Consider the following 14724-nt stretch of genomic DNA (forward strand, 5'->3'; position numbering starts at 1 on the left):
ATCGCTATCGCAGGCAAGCCAGCTCCCACATTTTGATCTCCATTTATTCAGGGAGATTGCAGGTTATTTCTTGGCGATGATCACCGCGCGCATCGGCGCCGGCAGCCCTTCAAGGGTCTTGCTGTGATCATCCGGGTCCAGGAAGTCGCTCAGCGACTGGTACTTCATCCACTCCGTGCCGCGCTGTTCCTCGACCGTGGTCATGCTCACATCCACGCAGCGCACGTCGCTGAACCCGGCGCGCCGTAGCCACAGCATCAAGGCCGGTACCGAAGGCAGGAACCACACATTGCGCATCTGCGCATAGCGGTCTTCCGGCACTAACACTTGCTGCTGATCGCCTTCGACCACCAGCGTTTCCAGCACCAACTCGCCGCCTTTGACCAGGCAGTCTTTCAATGCCAGCAAGTGCTCAATCGGCGAACGGCGGTGGTAGAACACGCCCATGGAAAACACCGTGTCGAAGCCTTCCAGGTTCGGCGGCAGGTCTTCAAACGGGAACGGCAAGTGCCAGGCCTTCGGCTCGTTCAGGTAGCGCTGTACGGCCTGGAACTGGCAGAAAAACAGCCAGTTCGGGTCCACGCCAATCACGCTGTCGGCACCCGCGCCGAGCATGCGCCACATGTAGTAGCCGTTGCCGCAACCCACGTCGAGGATGCGCTTGCCGTTCAAATTCAGGTGCGGGGCAACGCGTGACCACTTCCAGTCCGAACGCCATTCGGTGTCCACATGCACGCCAAACAGGTTGAACGGGCCTTTGCGCCACGGGCTCAGGCCCATCAGCGCGGTGCGCATCTGTGCGCGGGTGGCGTCGTCGCAATCGGTATCAAGGGTCAGGCCATTGAGCAAATCGACTTCGCTGGGCTGGATCTGCGGCAGCGCATCCAGCGCACTCTGCCAACGCTCCAGGTCGCCATGACCCTTTTCCATCTTGCTGTCGAGTTGCGCTTGCAGGCCTTGGGCCCATACGGCCAACGGAGTACCGACCAGGTGGCGGGCGAGGGGAGAGAGATCAATCATGGCAAGGCAATCAACGAGGCAAAGTTAAGACACTGGAACCACAGCACGACTTTCGAGAACCCGGCTGCCAGCAGGCGTTCGCGGTGTTCTTCGAGGCTGTCGGGCTTCATGACGTTTTCGATGGCGCTGCGCTTCTGGGCGATTTCCAGTTCGCTGTAGCCGTTGGCGCGTTTGAACGCGATGTGCAGGTCGGTGAGCAATGCGTGTTCTTCAGGGTCGTTGAACCGCAGCTTTTCCGAGAGGATCAACGCGCCGCCCGGCAGCAGCGACTGGCGGATGCGCCCCAGTAATGCCAGGCGTTGATCGGGGGCGATAAATTGCAGGGTGAAATTCAGCGCCACCACCGAGGCCGGTTGGAACTGCAGCGCGAGGATATCGCCCTCGATCACCTCAACCGGCAGCAACTCCTGGAACATCGAGTCCTGGCCATTGAGGTATTCGCGGCAGCGCTCGACCATCGCCGCCGAGTTATCCACGGCGATTACCCTGCATCCGTCGGTGCGCACATGGCGGCGCAGCGCCTGGGTGACCGCGCCGAGGGACGAGCCCAGGTCGTAGAGCACGCTGTTGGGTTGCGCAAACTGCGCGGCCAGTACGCCGAGGTTCTCGACGATGGTCGGGTAACCGGGCACCGAGCGCTTGATCATGTCCGGGAACACCCGCACCACGTCCTCGTTAAAGGCGAAGTCCGGCACCTGGGGCAGGGGCTGGGCGAATAGGCGATCGGGTTCTTTGCTCACGGTTGTTCCGGCGACGAGGGGGGAAAGGCCGGCATTTTAGCCAAATTGGCCCTCGTGTGCGCGGGTAGTCTGATGGAAAGCCGAGGCGGTGATGCCCCACTGACCCAGCCAATACGTGCCGATCAATAAATACGGCGCCGCCTCAAAGGCGACCACGAACCGATTGATACCAATCAGCGTGTCGGAAAACACAAACGACACCGCGCCCGCCGCCGCCAGCAGGGCCGAGCGCTTGGGCACCTCACTGCCCAGTCGCGCCAATGCACGCCAGAGCATCGCGCTGATCACCAGCGCATACACCACCACCGGAATCAGCAACTCGCCCAGGCCATGGGCAATCAGAATGCTCAGCAGAATCGCACCCACGCCCAGTGCCAATACCAGCGGCAACAACGTCAGCCGCCGGCAATCGCTGAAATAGGCTTTCAGATACGCCAAATGCGCAAACAGGAAGGCGCCCAGCCCGAAGATAAACAGGTCGCCTGGCCACGCGAGCAAGACGTCGCCCACCAGGGAAAAAATCAGCCCCAGGCTGATCCAGCGTCGATAGTCGGTGGGCGGCGCGTCATGCAGCCAGCCCAGCAACGCCAGCACCGGCAACGGTTTGACCAACAGGCACAGTAACGCCGCGTGGGTGCTCAAACCGTAGACAAAGGTGCCGGCGCCCATCAACGCAAGAATCAGCCAAGGCATATCAGTTCACCGTGATGGCGCAGTCGAAGGTTTCGGCAGGCTCGGCTTCCGGTTCCCAAGGTTGCTGGGACGTCAGGCGCAAACGGCCCTGGCCGGCCGCGAAGGCCTGGAAACGCCAAGTGGATTGGCCGCCACCGCCGATCACCCCGGACTCGGTGCTGCTGTAAACCTCAGGGCTGAGTGCACGCAGCACGCCACCGGCGGAATCCTGGATGGCCCAGCGATAGCCGGTGGTGGGGTTGCTCGGCAAGGTGAGGATCAGGTTTTGCCCGGTTTTAAGCTGGAGCGGGCAGGCGCTCTGGTTTTCCACGGTGACGTTTTGCCTGGGGGCACTGGCGCAGGCGGCCAGCAGGGCAAGGCTCAAGGGGAGAAGCAGGCGGGCAGCGGTCATGGGGGCTCCGTTGTTTGACGACGAAGGGCGAGCATAACCGAAGATGAGACAAGGTGTGACAAGGCGGGCTTTTGTGTTGGCAGGGCTGGCCTGATCGGGGGCAAGCCCCCTCCTACAGTTAACCGAGTACATTCTTTGGAACGCAGTCAAATGGTGGGAGGGGGCTTGCCCCGATGAGGCCAGTTCAGGCATTACACAATGGTCAGAACAACACCTTCGCCACATCCGCAAAGCGCTTGGCAAAGTGCACCGTCATGCCTTCTTTCAGGTACTCCGGCAGCTCTTCAAAGCTGCCACGGTTGGGCTCTGGCAAAATCAGCTCGTGAATCTTCTGGCGCCGCGCCGCAATCACTTTCTCACGCACCCCGCCAATCGGCAGTACATGCCCGGTCAGCGTCAGCTCGCCGGTCATCGCCACGCCTTTTTTCGGTGGCTGGTTACGCGCCAGCGACAGCAACGCACTGGCCATGGTCACGCCGGCGCTTGGGCCATCTTTGGGCGTAGCACCTTCCGGCACGTGCAAGTGCACGAAGGCTTCGTCGAAGAACTTCGGATCGCCGCCAAACGACTTGAGGTTGGAGCTGATGTAGCTGTAGGCAATCTCGGCGGACTCTTTCATCACCTCACCCAGTTGCCCGGTGAGCTTGAAGCCACGATTGAGCGTGTGGATGCGCGTCGCCTCGATCGGCAGGGTCGCGCCGCCCATGCTGGTCCAGGCCAGGCCTGTGATCACGCCGGTACCGGACAGCACTTGCTCATTGCGAAACACCGGCATGCCCAAGGAGCTTTCCAAATCCTTGTTGCCGATCTTGATCACCGAGTCCGGCTCGTCCAGCAGCTTGACCACGGCCTTGCGCACCAGTTTGCCCAGCTGTTTTTCCAACTGGCGCACCCCGGCTTCGCGTGCGTAGCCGTCGATCAGCGCGCGCAGGGCGCCGTCGCTGATGGTCAGGGTGTTTTTCGACACCCCGGCCTTTTCCAACTGTTTTGGCCACAGGTGGCGCTTGGCGATGGCAACCTTTTCTTCGGTGATATAGCCCGACAGGCGAATCACTTCCATCCGGTCCAGCAATGGGCCCGGGATCGAATCAAGCGTGTTCGCCGTGCAGACGAACAACACCTTGGACAGGTCCAGGCGCAGGTCCAGGTAGTGATCGAGGAATTCGACGTTCTGTTCCGGGTCGAGGGTTTCCAGCAAGGCCGACGCCGGGTCGCCCTGGAAGCTCTGGCCCATCTTGTCGATCTCATCGAGCATGATCACCGGGTTCATCACCTCCACATCTTTGAGCGCCTGCACCAGCTTGCCCGGCAGGGCGCCGATGTAGGTACGGCGATGGCCTTTGATCTCGGCCTCGTCGCGCATGCCGCCGACACTGAAGCGATAGAACGGCCGGCCCAGGGACTCGGCGATGGATTTACCCACGCTGGTCTTGCCCACGCCCGGCGGGCCGACCAGCAGCACGATGGAACCGGCGACTTCACCTTTATAGGCGCCCACCGCGAGAAACTCGAGGATGCGGCTCTTGATGTCATCCAGGCCCGCATGGTGCTTGTCCAGCACCTTGCGGGCGTGTTTCAGGTCGAGCTTGTCTTCGCCGTACACGCCCCACGGCACCGAGGTGGCCCAGTCCAGGTAGTTGCGCGTAACGGCGTATTCCGGCGAACCCGTTTCCAGGATCGACAGTTTGTTCATTTCTTCGCTGATGCGTTTTTGCGCCTGGGTCGGCAGTACTTTGCCCATCAGGCGTTGTTCGAACTGCTCGACATCCGCGCTGCGGTCGTCCTTGGTCAGGCCCAGCTCCTGCTGGATGACCTTGAGCTGTTCCTTGAGGAAGAACTCGCGCTGGTGCTCGCCGATCTTGCGGTTCACCTCGGCGGAGATTTCCTTTTGCAGGCGCGCGACTTCAACTTCCTTGCGCAGCATCGGCAGGACTTTTTCCATGCGCTTGAGCATGGGCACACAGTCCAGCACTTCCTGCAGCTCGTTGCCGGTGGCCGAGGTCAACGCGGCGGCGAAGTCGGTGAGCGGCGACGGGTCGTTGGGGCTGAAGCGGTTGAGGTAGTTCTTCAACTCTTCGCTGTACAGCGGGTTGAGCGGCAGCAGTTCCTTGATCGCATTGATCAGCGCCATGCCGTAGGCCTTGACCTCGTCGGTCGGCTCGGTCGGCTGGTGCGGGTATTCGACTTCCACCAGGTACGGCGGGCGGTGATGCTTGAGCCAGGTTTTGATGCGCACGCGGGTCAGGCCCTGGGCGACGAATTGCAGCTTGCCGTTTTCGCGACTGGCGTGGTGCACCTTCACCAGCGTGCCGTACAGCGGCAGGCTGGAGGTATCGAAATGGCGCGGGTCTTCTGGCGGGGTGTCCATGAAAAACAGCGCAAGGGAGTGGTGGTCGGATTTGCTCACCAGCTCCAGGGTCTCGGCCCACGGTTCTTCGTTGACGATGACCGGCAGCACTTGCGCCGGGAAGAACGGCCGATTGTGGATCGGGATGATGTAGACCTTGTCCGGCAGGTTTTGCCCAGGCAGGGCCAGGCCGGTGTTGGACGAAGCTTGGTGTTCAGCGTTTTCGGGGTCGGCGTAATCGTTCAGGTCGATGTCCGGGAATTCTTGCTGGTCGCTCATGGGGCACCTGCATAAGGAAGTATGCAGCTTAGATGGGGCGGGGCAGCGGTGGTTTCAATGGCGGGGCGCAGTTAGCAACAAATTGCATAATATTTTCGAAACACCGCTTTCCCCTGTGGGAGCAGGCAAGCCAGCATTGTGTACCGAGCGCCGTCAGCTGATTTTGTGAAGATAAGCCGGCAATGGCTGTTCCGGCAGCACCGACAACACCTTCAAGCGCTGCAGCATCCGCTGGCGTGCCCGCTGCAAATGCTCACGCAAATTCAGCGCCGCCGCGTCATATGCACCGTGCAGCAGCAGCTCCAGAATCAAGCGGTGTTCGGCGAGCATGGCGGGATCGGCGCCGATCCCCAGTAAACGGTAGAAAATCCGGCTGATGATCATCGGGCTCTGGCCCTGGCGAATCAGCGCGGCGATCTTGCGGTTTTGCAGGCCGGCAAGGCAGCGCTGGTGCAAGTCCTCTTCGATCTGCTCAATGGCTTGCAGGCTGCACTGTGGGCTTTCTTGAGCCGCCAGCACGCGCTGCAACATGGCTTCGAGCATGTCGCGGTCGAGGTTCGGCGCGCTCTGGCGCAGGGCTTCGGGTTCCAGGCAGGCCCGCAGTTCGTAGTCTTCGGTCACCTCGCGCGCGGTCAGCGGCCCGGCCAGCCATTGGGAATAGGGCTCTTTTTCCACCAGGCCACGGTCGCGCAAGCGCATCAGGGCTTCACGCACCACGGCGCGGCTGACGCCGTAATGGTCGGCGGCGGCTTGCTCATCCAGGCGGTAATGGCCGAAGGCAATGCAGGTGGACAACGCCGCGCCGATTTCCTCGACGATCCGTTCGCCGAGCGGGCGGGTGTCTACCAACTCGTCATCGCCGTTGAGGCCCAGGTGCGCAGGGCTCAAGGGCAGGCGCAGCGGCTCCATGGCCAGGCCTTCGGGGTTGATCAGGTACCCGCGGCCATTGAAGCGGCAGATCAGGCCTTCGTCGTGCAGCAGGTCCAGCGCCTTGCGCACCGGCACGCGGCTGGTGCCGAACAACTCGGCCAGCGGCGCTTCCAGCAAGACCAGCCCATGGCGGGCGGTGCCGTTGACGATCGCATCACGCAACAGCGTGTGAATCATCGCGTAACGGGAGGCCGAGGCGGACACTGCTTTCATCTGCTTCTCTAGGTAAAGAGTTGAAGGGCTTGTAGGAAAGTGGTCGGGGATTCTCTCATAGTTACCCTGTCACTCTGCGCCACGCTGCTGGCACTTTTTTGGGGCCTTGACCGTCACCCTGTTACTTTTCTGCACCAAAATGTACTTATTAATAAAAGATACATTATTTCATTCAAGGCCCGTGCCCACGCCTTTGCCAATCTATTTGTTTCCTACAAAACCATCTAGCCCGTAGCTCAAGGGCAGAAACGCGCTCGTGCAAAAATGGCGGCACCAAAGACTGGCACGAAAGCTGCCTTTGTAAAATGTACATTTTATTAATATATACGTTTTATGAGGTGCATCTTGATGTCAGACGCCACATCAATGGCCGAAGCGTTCGCCAGCGGTCGCAGTGACCCGGTGCAAGTCCTCGAACAGGCGCTGCTGCATGCGAGCATGGCGCCCACCGTGTTTATTTCCCTGACGGCCGAGCGCGCCCGTCGCGAAGCCGAAGCCGCCGCAGCCCGTTGGCGTGCCGGGCAACCGTTGAGCGTGTTCGATGGTGTGCCGCTGGCCTGGAAGGACCTGTTTGATGTCGCCGGCAGCATCACGACCGCCGGCGCCGCTTACCGTCGCGAGGCGCCAGCGGCGTTGCTCGATGCGCCGAGCGTGGGCCTGTTGTGCCGCGCAGGGATGGTCAGTCTCGGCAAGACCAACCTCAGCGAACTGGCTTATTCCGGCTTGGGCCTGAACCCGCATTTCGGCACGCCGTATAACCCGAACGGCAGCGATCAACCGCGTATTCCCGGTGGCTCGTCATCCGGCTCGGCCGTCGCCGTGGCCGGCGGCATTGTGCCAATCGCCATGGGCACCGACACCGCCGGCTCGATCCGCATTCCGGCCGCGCTCAACGGCGTGGTGGGCTACCGCAGCAGCAGCCGACGCTACAGCCGCGACGGGGTATTCCCGCTGGCGCACACCCTCGACAGCCTCGGCCCGCTGACCCGCAGCGTGCGCGATGCTCTGGTGATCGACGACCTGCTCAATGGCCGCACGCAAACCCATGTTGCCCGCAGCCTCAAGGGGCAACGCTTTGTGCTCGAGCAAGGCGCGCTGGAAGACATCGAACCGGCCGTACGCAATAACCTGCTGCGCGCCATGGACCTCATCAAGGCCGCAGGCGCGCTGATCGAGGTGCGCCCGTCAGCCACCTTCCAGGCCACGCTCAACCTGATCAAGCAGGACGGCTGGCTCGGCTCATTCGAAGCCTTCGCGCTGCACGAGGCCTTGCTCGACAGCCGCGACGCCGACCTGCTCGACCCGCGCGTACGACGCCGCCTGGAAGCTGCACGTTCGTTGCCCGCCAGTCAGTTGCTGCACCTGATCGACGAACGCCGTCGCCTGCAGTGCCAACTGGTCGACGAGCTCGACGGCGCCGTGCTGATTACCCCGACCGTTGCCCATGTTGCACCCCCGTTGGCCCCGTTGGAGGCCGACGACGAGCTGTTCGTGAAAACCAACCTCGCCACCCTGCGCCTGACCATGCCCGGCAGTCTGCTCGACATGCCTGGCGTCAGCCTGCCCAGCGGCCGCGATGCCCTGGGCCTGCCCACCGGGCTGCTGCTCAGCGCCCCGTCGGGGGAAGACGCACGCCTGTTGCGCGTGGCGTTGTCCGTCGAATCCGTAATGACTATTTAAGGAGACATATCATGGCTAAAGACATTCTCTGTGCATTTGGCGTCGACGTTGACGCCGTCGCCGGCTGGCTCGGTTCCTACGGCGGTGAAGACTCGCCGGACGACATCTCGCGCGGCCTGTTCGCCGGTGAAATCGGCGCGCCGCGCTTGCTCAAATTGTTCGAACGCTATGGCCTGCGCACCACCTGGTTTATTCCCGGCCACTCGATGGAAACCTTCCCCGAGCAGATGAAGGCGGTGGCCGACGCCGGTCACGAAATTGGCGTGCACGGCTACAGCCATGAAAACCCGATTGCGATGACGGCCGAACAGGAAGAAATCGTCCTGGATAAATCCATCGAGCTGATCACCCAGGTCACCGGCAAACGTCCGACCGGCTACGTCGCGCCGTGGTGGGAATTCAGCAAGGTCACCAACGAGCTGCTGCTGAAAAAAGGCATCAAGTATGACCACAGCCTGATGCACAACGACTTCCACCCCTACTACGTACGCAAGGGCGACAGCTGGACCAAGATCGACTACAGCCAGCACCCCGACACCTGGATGAAACCGCTGGTGCGCGGCGAGGAAACCGACCTGGTGGAGATCCCGGCCAACTGGTACCTCGACGACCTGCCGCCAATGATGTTCATCAAAAAAGCCCCCAACAGCCACGGCTTCGTCAACCCGCGCCACCTGGAAGAAATGTGGCGCGACCAGTTCGACTGGGTTTACCGCGAACACGAACACGCGGTGTTCACCATGACCATTCACCCCGACGTGTCCGGTCGCCCGCAAGTGCTGCTGATGCTTGAGCGCCTGATCGAACACATCCAGAGCCATGCCGGCGTGCGCTTCGTCACCTTCGACGAAATCGCCGACGACTTTATCCGCCGCCAACCGCGTTCCTGACCCTTAGCCCACACCCCCGAGGCGCGATTTATGTCCATCTACAACAAGCTTGACCTGACTGGCTGGAAACCCCGGCAACTGACGTCCCAGGAAGTGCGCTTCGCCACCTGGATCGCGTTTTTCGCCTGGGTGTTTGCGGTGTATGACTTCATCCTCTTTGGCACCTTGCTGCCGGAGATCGGCCGGCACTTTGGCTGGGGAGAAGTGGAGCAAGCTGAAATCGCGACCTGGGTGGCGGTGGGCACGGCAGTGGTTGCCTTTGCCATTGGCCCGGTCGTGGATAAATTGGGACGGCGCAAAGGCATTATTTTTACCGTGGCCGGCTCCGCGCTGTGCTCGGCACTCACTGCGATTGGCGGGGCGTGGGGCAAGTCGCCGCTGATTCTGATCCGCTCGTTGGGTGGCCTGGGCTACGCCGAGGAAACTGTCAACGCCACGTATCTGAGCGAGCTGTATGGCGCCTCTGAAGACCCGCGCCTGACCAAGCGGCGCGGGTTTATCTACAGCCTGGTGCAGGGCGGCTGGCCGGTCGGTGCGCTGATCGCCGCCGGGTTGACCGCGCTGCTGTTGCCGGTCATCGGCTGGCAGGGTTGCTTCATCTTTGCCGCTATCCCGGCCATCGTGATTGCGATCATGGCGCGCAAGCTCAAGGAGAGCCCGCAGTTCCAGATTCACCAGCGCATCAGCGAACTGCGTAAAAGTGGCGCGGTGAAAGAGGCGCAGAACGTCGCCGTGACCTACGGCGTGGACTATGACGAACACAGCAAGGCCGGCCTCAAAGCCGCCTTCCGTGGCCCGGCCCGCCGCGCCACGCTGGTGATCGGCGCCGCGCTGTTGCTCAACTGGGCGGCCATCCAGGTGTTCAGCGTGCTGGGGACTTCGGTGATCGTCAGCGTGCACCATATCTCGTTCGAGAATTCGCTGATCATCCTCGTGCTGTCGAACCTGGTGGGGTACTGCGGTTACCTGACTCATGGCTGGATGGGCGACAAAATCGGCCGTCGCAATGTCATCGGTCTGGGCTGGATGCTCGGCGGCCTGGCGTTTGCCGGGATGCTGTTTGGGCCAAGCAATATGGCGATGGTGGTGGGGCTCTACAGCCTGGGCCTGTTCTTCCTGATCGGGCCGTACTCGGCGGCGCTGTTTTTTATCAGCGAGAGTTTCCCCACCAGCATCCGCGCCACCGGTGGCGCGATCATTCATGCCATGGGCCCGATTGGGGCGGTGGTGGCAGGTTTTGGCGCCACCCAAGTGTTGTCCGCCGGCAGCGACTGGCAGACCGCCGCGCTGTGGTTCGGCGCGCTGCCATGCTTTTTGTCCGGTGCGCTGATGTTTGCCGCTCGCCATGTGCGCCCGGAAACCGTTCAGTGAGGAGTGTGAGATGAGCCGTAAAGTTGCTCTGATTACCGGTGCCGCCAGCGGCATCGGCCAAGCCCTGGCCGTGGCCTATGCGCGCAATGGCGTGGCGGTGGTGGGCGGGTATTACCCGGCCGATCCGCACGACCCGCACACCACCGTGGCGCTGGTGGAAGAAGCCGGTGGTGAGTGCCTGATGCTACCGCTGGACGTGGGCGACACCGCCTCGGTGGACGCGCTGGCCGCGCAGGCCGTGCAGCATTTCGGCCGCCTGGATTACGCAGTGGCCAATGCCGGTTTGCTGCGTCGCGCACCGTTGTTGGACATGACCGATGCGTTGTGGAACGAGATGCTCAATGTCGACCTGACGGGGGTGATGCGCACCTTCCGCGCGGCCACCCGGCATATGGGCGAGGGCGGCGCGCTGGTAGCGATTTCGTCGATTGCCGGCGGCGTGTATGGCTGGCAGGAGCACAGCCATTACGCGGCGGCCAAGGCCGGCGTGCCGGGGTTGTGCCGGTCGCTGGCGGTGGAGTTGGCGCCCTTGGGCATCCGTTGCAACGCAGTGATTCCGGGCTTGATCGAGACGCCGCAGTCGCTGGATGCGAAGAACTCGTTGGGGCCTGAAGGGTTGGCGAAGGCGGCGCGGGCGATTCCGCTGGGCCGGGTAGGGCGGGCGGATGAGGTGGCCTCGTTGGTGCAGTTTTTGACCAGTGAGGCGTCGAGTTATCTGACTGGGCAGAGCATCGTCATCGACGGCGGCTTGACCGTGCGCTGGCCTGACTGACTGTACGCGGTGCAAAAAATGGGGACCGTGTTTTTTTAGGAGATTTTGTATGCCTCAACTGAATAACCGCCGCGCCGTCATCACCGGCGCTGGCAGCGGCATCGGTGCCGCCATTGCCCGCGCCTACGCCGCCGAGGGCGCTCGGCTGCTGCTGGCCGACCGTAACGCCGCCAGCCTTGCCGAAACCGCCATCACCTGCCGCAACCTCGGCGCCGAAGTGTTTGAATGCCTGGCTGACGTCGGCACTGTCGAAGGCGCCCAGGCCAGCGTCGACCGCTGCGTCGAGCACTTCGGCGGCATCGACATTCTGGTCAACAATGCCGGCATGCTCACCCAGGCCCGCTGCGTCGACCTCTCCATCGACATGTGGAACGACATGTTGCGCGTCGACCTCACCAGCGTCTTCGTCGCCAGCCAGCGCGCCTTGCCGCACATGCTGGCGCAACGCTGGGGACGCATCATCAATGTGGCCTCGCAATTGGGCATCAAGGGCGGCGCCGAGCTGACCCATTACGCCGCCGCCAAGGCTGGCGTGATCGGTTTCACCAAATCCCTGGCGCTGGAAGTGGCCAAGGACAATGTGCTGGTCAACGCTATCGCGCCGGGCCCTATCGAAACGCCGCTGGTGGGCGGCATCAGCGACGACTGGAAGCGCGCCAAGGCCGCCGAATTGCCCCTGGGCCGTTTCGGCCTGGCCGATGAAGTCGCGCCCACCGCCGTGCTGCTGGCCAGTGAGCCGGGTGGCAACCTGTTTGTCGGCCAGACCCTGGGCCCGAACTCCGGCGATGTCATGCCATGAGTGAGGTGTAACCATGTGCGGACTCTGCGGATTACTCGGCGAAGACCTGCACTGGAGCGATCCCTTGGGCGATGAGCTGCCCCGGCGCCGCGAACGCCTGCGCCGGATCGCCGCGATCAACCAGGTGCTGGCGGTGTTCCGGCTCAAGGTCGAAGACTTCCAGGGCGCGTCTTACCTGTTGTTGGGCGCCACCGGCAAACAGGCCCTGGCAAGTGGCCTGGATCAACTCTGGCAAGCGGCTGAAAACATGCTCGGTCGCCCGCTGGATCCGCTGGACCCCCGCTTGCTTGATCACCTGGAGTCATCATGAGCATTGCCCTCAACGTCATTACCGGTTTCCTCGGCAGCGGCAAAACCACCTTGCTCAAGCGCCTGCTGCAAGGTGAAAGCCTGGGTGACACGGCGTTGCTGATCAATGAGTTCGGCGATGTCGGCATCGATCATCTGCTGGTGGAAGAAGTTGCGCCGGACACCGTGCTGCTGCCCAGCGGTTGCGTGTGCTGTTCGATTCGCGGCGAGCTCAAGGAGGCGTTGCTCGCCCTGTTGCAACGGCGCGAGCGCGGTGAAGTTCCGGCGTTCAAACGGGTGATCCTGGAGACCACCGGGTTGGCCGATCCGGCGCCGATCCTGGCCACGCTGAACAACGATGTGCAACTGCGCGGGCGTTTTCATATCGGCCTGGTGATCACGCTGGTCGATGCCAGTCACGCCACGTTGCAAGAGCGCCTGCACCCGGAATGGCTGGCCCAGGTTGCGGCGGCCGACCGCTTGCTGCTGAGCAAGACCGACTTGGTCGGCGACTGTGAAGCGCTGCGCGCGCACTTGCGGGCACTCAATGCGGGGACGCCGATTCTCGATACCCATGAGGTTCACAGCGGCGATCAGTTGCTGCTTGGCGAAGGCGTGCGCAGCGCCGAACCGGCCGTTGAAGTCAGCCGCTGGCAACTGCATCAGACCACCACCGCCACCCACGGCGCCGCGCAAGTGTGCTGCCTGAGCTTCGACCAACCGCTGGACTGGGTCGGCTTCGGGGTCTGGTTGTCGATGCTGTTAAGATGCCACGGCGAACGAATCCTTCGCGTCAAAGGACTGCTCAACGTGAACGCAAGCTCGGCCCCCATCGTCATTCATGGCGTGCAGCACTGCCTGCATGCCCCGGTGCATTTGCCCGCGTGGCCCGGCACCGACCGCCAGTCGCGTCTGGTGTTTATCCTGCGCGGCCTCGACCCGGCGCTGTTGCGGCGCTCCTTCGAGGTGTTCTCACGGCGCTTCGCAGCATGATCACATTACGTGTGCTCGGTACGTCCGTGACCCTGCTGGAATGCTTGCGCGTTCGCGCCGAAAAAGAGCTGGGTATTCGCCTGGTCTATCAGGTGCACGACGTGGCGCAGGCCCAGCGCATCGCCGTGATGCAGCCCGACAGCTACGACCTCTACGACCAATGGTTTCACAACGTTGATTTCGTCTGGCCGGCGCGGGCTATCCAGCCCATCGACACACGGCGCATCGCCTTGTGGCACGAGATCAATGATTTGCCCAAGCGTGGTCGCTTGTCGGCCAACGACCGGTTGGGCGGCGGCAGCGTACCCAGCGAGCGCCTGTTCGTGCAGCACGACGGCAGCCTTGGCAGCAGCGTCACCGAGCGCATCAGCATGCTGCCGTTGACCCATAACGCCGACAGTTTTGCCTACCGCCCGGAGCGTTTGCCCGAAGGCTTCAGCCACGGCAATGAAAGCTGGGGCTGGCTGCTCGACCCGGCCTGGAGCGCGCGCACTGCGCTGCAAAGCGATGCCGCGATAGGCGCGCTGGATGCCGCGTTGGCGGTGCAGGGCGCGGGGCTGGCGCAGTTCAAAGACATCGGCAATATGAGCATCGAAGAGATCGATGTACTGGCTGACATTCTGGTGCGCAAGCAGAAGGAGGGGCACTTTGCGGCGTTCTGGTCGGATGATGAAGAGGCCGCGCAGTTGATGCTGAGCCCCAGCATCGATATCCAGAGTCTGTGGTCGCCGACCCTGATGCGCTTGCACCGGGCAGGCGTGAAGTATCGGCTGGCGGTGCCCCGTGAAGGGTACCGCGGATGGTTTGGTGGGTTGTCGCTGTCGCGCCATGCCCAGGGGCCGGTGCTGGATGCGGCTTATGCTTATCTGAATTGGTGGTTATCCGGCTGGCCGGGGGCGGTGATGGCGCGTCAGGGCTATTACATCGGTAACCCGGCGCGCACCCGCGATCATTTGAGCAGCGCCGAGTGGGATTACTGGTATGCCGGCAAGCCCGCCCGTGAAGAGCTGCTCGGCAGTGATGGCTTGCCGTTGATCGACGTCGGCGAGGTGCGTGATGGTGGCTCCTATGAGCAGCGCATGGGCCACATTGCGGTGTGGAACTCGGTAATGGATGAGCACAATTACCTGGTGCGGCGGTGGGGGGATTTCATGCGCGCGCGCGTGTGATTGCGTACGTCCCCGTTACCCAGCTTGGGGCTATGCCCCACCAGCCCTCCGAGCCAAGCGTTTGCCGCCAATAAACTGACAGACACATCCCCGTCCCTATTGGGTGTACATATTCCAGCCCCCAGCTAATCTGGTTGAACCAACCATTC

General features: G+C 62.5%; 14 protein-coding genes. 8 read left to right on the forward strand and 6 right to left on the reverse strand.

Annotated elements, in window-relative coordinates; genetic code table 11:
• Positions 1-63: 63 nt before the first annotated feature.
• From cmoB to ACP7B3_RS19605, 6 genes are all read right to left on the reverse strand, one after another.
• Positions 64-1020, reverse strand: a complete 957-nt coding sequence (cmoB, locus tag ACP7B3_RS19580) for a tRNA 5-methoxyuridine(34)/uridine 5-oxyacetic acid(34) synthase CmoB (protein WP_426180310.1) — start codon at positions 1018-1020, stop codon at positions 64-66.
• Positions 1017-1760, reverse strand: a complete 744-nt coding sequence (gene cmoA / locus ACP7B3_RS19585; RefSeq protein ID WP_426180312.1) for a carboxy-S-adenosyl-L-methionine synthase CmoA — start codon at positions 1758-1760, stop codon at positions 1017-1019. The genes cmoB and cmoA overlap by 4 nt, the downstream gene beginning before the upstream one ends.
• 36 nt (positions 1761-1796) lie before the next feature.
• Positions 1797-2453 (reverse strand): lysoplasmalogenase, encoded by a 657-nt coding sequence (locus ACP7B3_RS19590; protein ID WP_426180314.1) that lies wholly within the window; start codon positions 2451-2453, stop codon positions 1797-1799.
• Position 2454: 1 nt separating this feature from the next.
• On the reverse strand, positions 2455-2844 hold the full coding sequence (locus tag ACP7B3_RS19595; protein WP_426180316.1) for a protease inhibitor I42 family protein: 390 nt from the start codon (positions 2842-2844) through the stop codon (positions 2455-2457).
• 202 nt (positions 2845-3046) lie between these two features.
• The gene (gene lon, locus ACP7B3_RS19600) at positions 3047-5470 is read right to left on the reverse strand and encodes an endopeptidase La (RefSeq protein ID WP_242194493.1); all 2424 of its coding nucleotides are present in this window, start codon (positions 5468-5470) and stop codon (positions 3047-3049) included.
• Positions 5471-5623: 153 nt separating this feature from the next.
• Positions 5624-6613: a GntR family transcriptional regulator gene (locus tag ACP7B3_RS19605; protein ID WP_145161414.1), complete on the reverse strand. Its 990-nt coding sequence runs from the start codon at positions 6611-6613 to the stop codon at positions 5624-5626.
• A 348-nt stretch (positions 6614-6961) separates the two neighbouring features.
• Between ACP7B3_RS19605 and ACP7B3_RS19610 the strand changes: the two genes are divergently transcribed.
• From ACP7B3_RS19610 to ACP7B3_RS19645, 8 genes are read left to right on the forward strand one after another with little or no spacing between them, the layout of a single operon-like run.
• A complete protein-coding gene (locus ACP7B3_RS19610) occupies positions 6962-8293 on the forward strand; it encodes an amidase (protein ID WP_369300899.1) in 1332 nt (443 codons plus the stop codon).
• 11 nt (positions 8294-8304) lie between these two features.
• Complete coding sequence (locus ACP7B3_RS19615; RefSeq protein WP_053254585.1) at positions 8305-9183, forward strand: polysaccharide deacetylase family protein; 879 nt, start codon at positions 8305-8307, stop codon at positions 9181-9183.
• Between the two features lie 30 nt (positions 9184-9213).
• Positions 9214-10554 (forward strand): MFS transporter, encoded by a 1341-nt coding sequence (locus tag ACP7B3_RS19620; protein WP_145161421.1) that lies wholly within the window; start codon positions 9214-9216, stop codon positions 10552-10554.
• Between the two features lie 10 nt (positions 10555-10564).
• Positions 10565-11326 carry an SDR family NAD(P)-dependent oxidoreductase gene (locus ACP7B3_RS19625; RefSeq protein WP_145161424.1) on the forward strand — a complete coding sequence of 254 codons (762 nt, stop codon included), beginning with the start codon at positions 10565-10567 and terminating at the stop codon, positions 11324-11326.
• A gap of 49 nt (positions 11327-11375) precedes the next feature.
• Positions 11376-12125: an SDR family NAD(P)-dependent oxidoreductase gene (locus ACP7B3_RS19630; protein ID WP_242194485.1), complete on the forward strand. Its 750-nt coding sequence runs from the start codon at positions 11376-11378 to the stop codon at positions 12123-12125.
• Positions 12126-12138: 13 nt separating this feature from the next.
• Positions 12139-12435, forward strand: coding sequence for a hypothetical protein (locus ACP7B3_RS19635; protein ID WP_145161429.1), 297 nt, complete (start codon positions 12139-12141; stop codon positions 12433-12435).
• Positions 12432-13406: a CobW family GTP-binding protein gene (locus ACP7B3_RS19640; RefSeq protein ID WP_404487064.1), complete on the forward strand. Its 975-nt coding sequence runs from the start codon at positions 12432-12434 to the stop codon at positions 13404-13406. Before ACP7B3_RS19635 ends, ACP7B3_RS19640 begins: the two co-directional genes overlap by 4 nt.
• Positions 13403-14575 carry an ABC transporter substrate-binding protein gene (locus ACP7B3_RS19645; protein ID WP_145161435.1) on the forward strand — a complete coding sequence of 391 codons (1173 nt, stop codon included), beginning with the start codon at positions 13403-13405 and terminating at the stop codon, positions 14573-14575. The genes ACP7B3_RS19640 and ACP7B3_RS19645 overlap by 4 nt, the downstream gene beginning before the upstream one ends.
• The last annotated feature ends 149 nt before the right edge of the window (positions 14576-14724 follow it).

The organism is Pseudomonas sp. TWRC1-2 (assembly GCF_049896685.1).
Classification (GTDB): Bacteria; Pseudomonadota; Gammaproteobacteria; order Pseudomonadales; family Pseudomonadaceae; genus Aquipseudomonas.

Coding starts and splice junctions, on each gene's coding strand:
- cmoB (WP_426180310.1), bottom strand. CDS start 1,020: ATGATTGATCTCTCTCCCCTCGCCCGCCACCTGGTCGGTACTCCGTTG.
- ACP7B3_RS19590 (WP_426180314.1), bottom strand. CDS start 2,453: ATGCCTTGGCTGATTCTTGCGTTGATGGGCGCCGGCACCTTTGTCTAC.
- ACP7B3_RS19595 (WP_426180316.1), bottom strand. CDS start 2,844: ATGACCGCTGCCCGCCTGCTTCTCCCCTTGAGCCTTGCCCTGCTGGCC.
- lon (WP_242194493.1), bottom strand. CDS start 5,470: ATGAGCGACCAGCAAGAATTCCCGGACATCGACCTGAACGATTACGCC.
- ACP7B3_RS19605 (WP_145161414.1), bottom strand. CDS start 6,613: ATGAAAGCAGTGTCCGCCTCGGCCTCCCGTTACGCGATGATTCACACG.
- ACP7B3_RS19610 (WP_369300899.1), top strand. CDS start 6,962: ATGTCAGACGCCACATCAATGGCCGAAGCGTTCGCCAGCGGTCGCAGT.
- ACP7B3_RS19615 (WP_053254585.1), top strand. CDS start 8,305: ATGGCTAAAGACATTCTCTGTGCATTTGGCGTCGACGTTGACGCCGTC.
- ACP7B3_RS19620 (WP_145161421.1), top strand. CDS start 9,214: ATGTCCATCTACAACAAGCTTGACCTGACTGGCTGGAAACCCCGGCAA.
- ACP7B3_RS19625 (WP_145161424.1), top strand. CDS start 10,565: ATGAGCCGTAAAGTTGCTCTGATTACCGGTGCCGCCAGCGGCATCGGC.
- ACP7B3_RS19630 (WP_242194485.1), top strand. CDS start 11,376: ATGCCTCAACTGAATAACCGCCGCGCCGTCATCACCGGCGCTGGCAGC.
- ACP7B3_RS19635 (WP_145161429.1), top strand. CDS start 12,139: ATGTGCGGACTCTGCGGATTACTCGGCGAAGACCTGCACTGGAGCGAT.
- ACP7B3_RS19640 (WP_404487064.1), top strand. CDS start 12,432: ATGAGCATTGCCCTCAACGTCATTACCGGTTTCCTCGGCAGCGGCAAA.
- ACP7B3_RS19645 (WP_145161435.1), top strand. CDS start 13,403: ATGATCACATTACGTGTGCTCGGTACGTCCGTGACCCTGCTGGAATGC.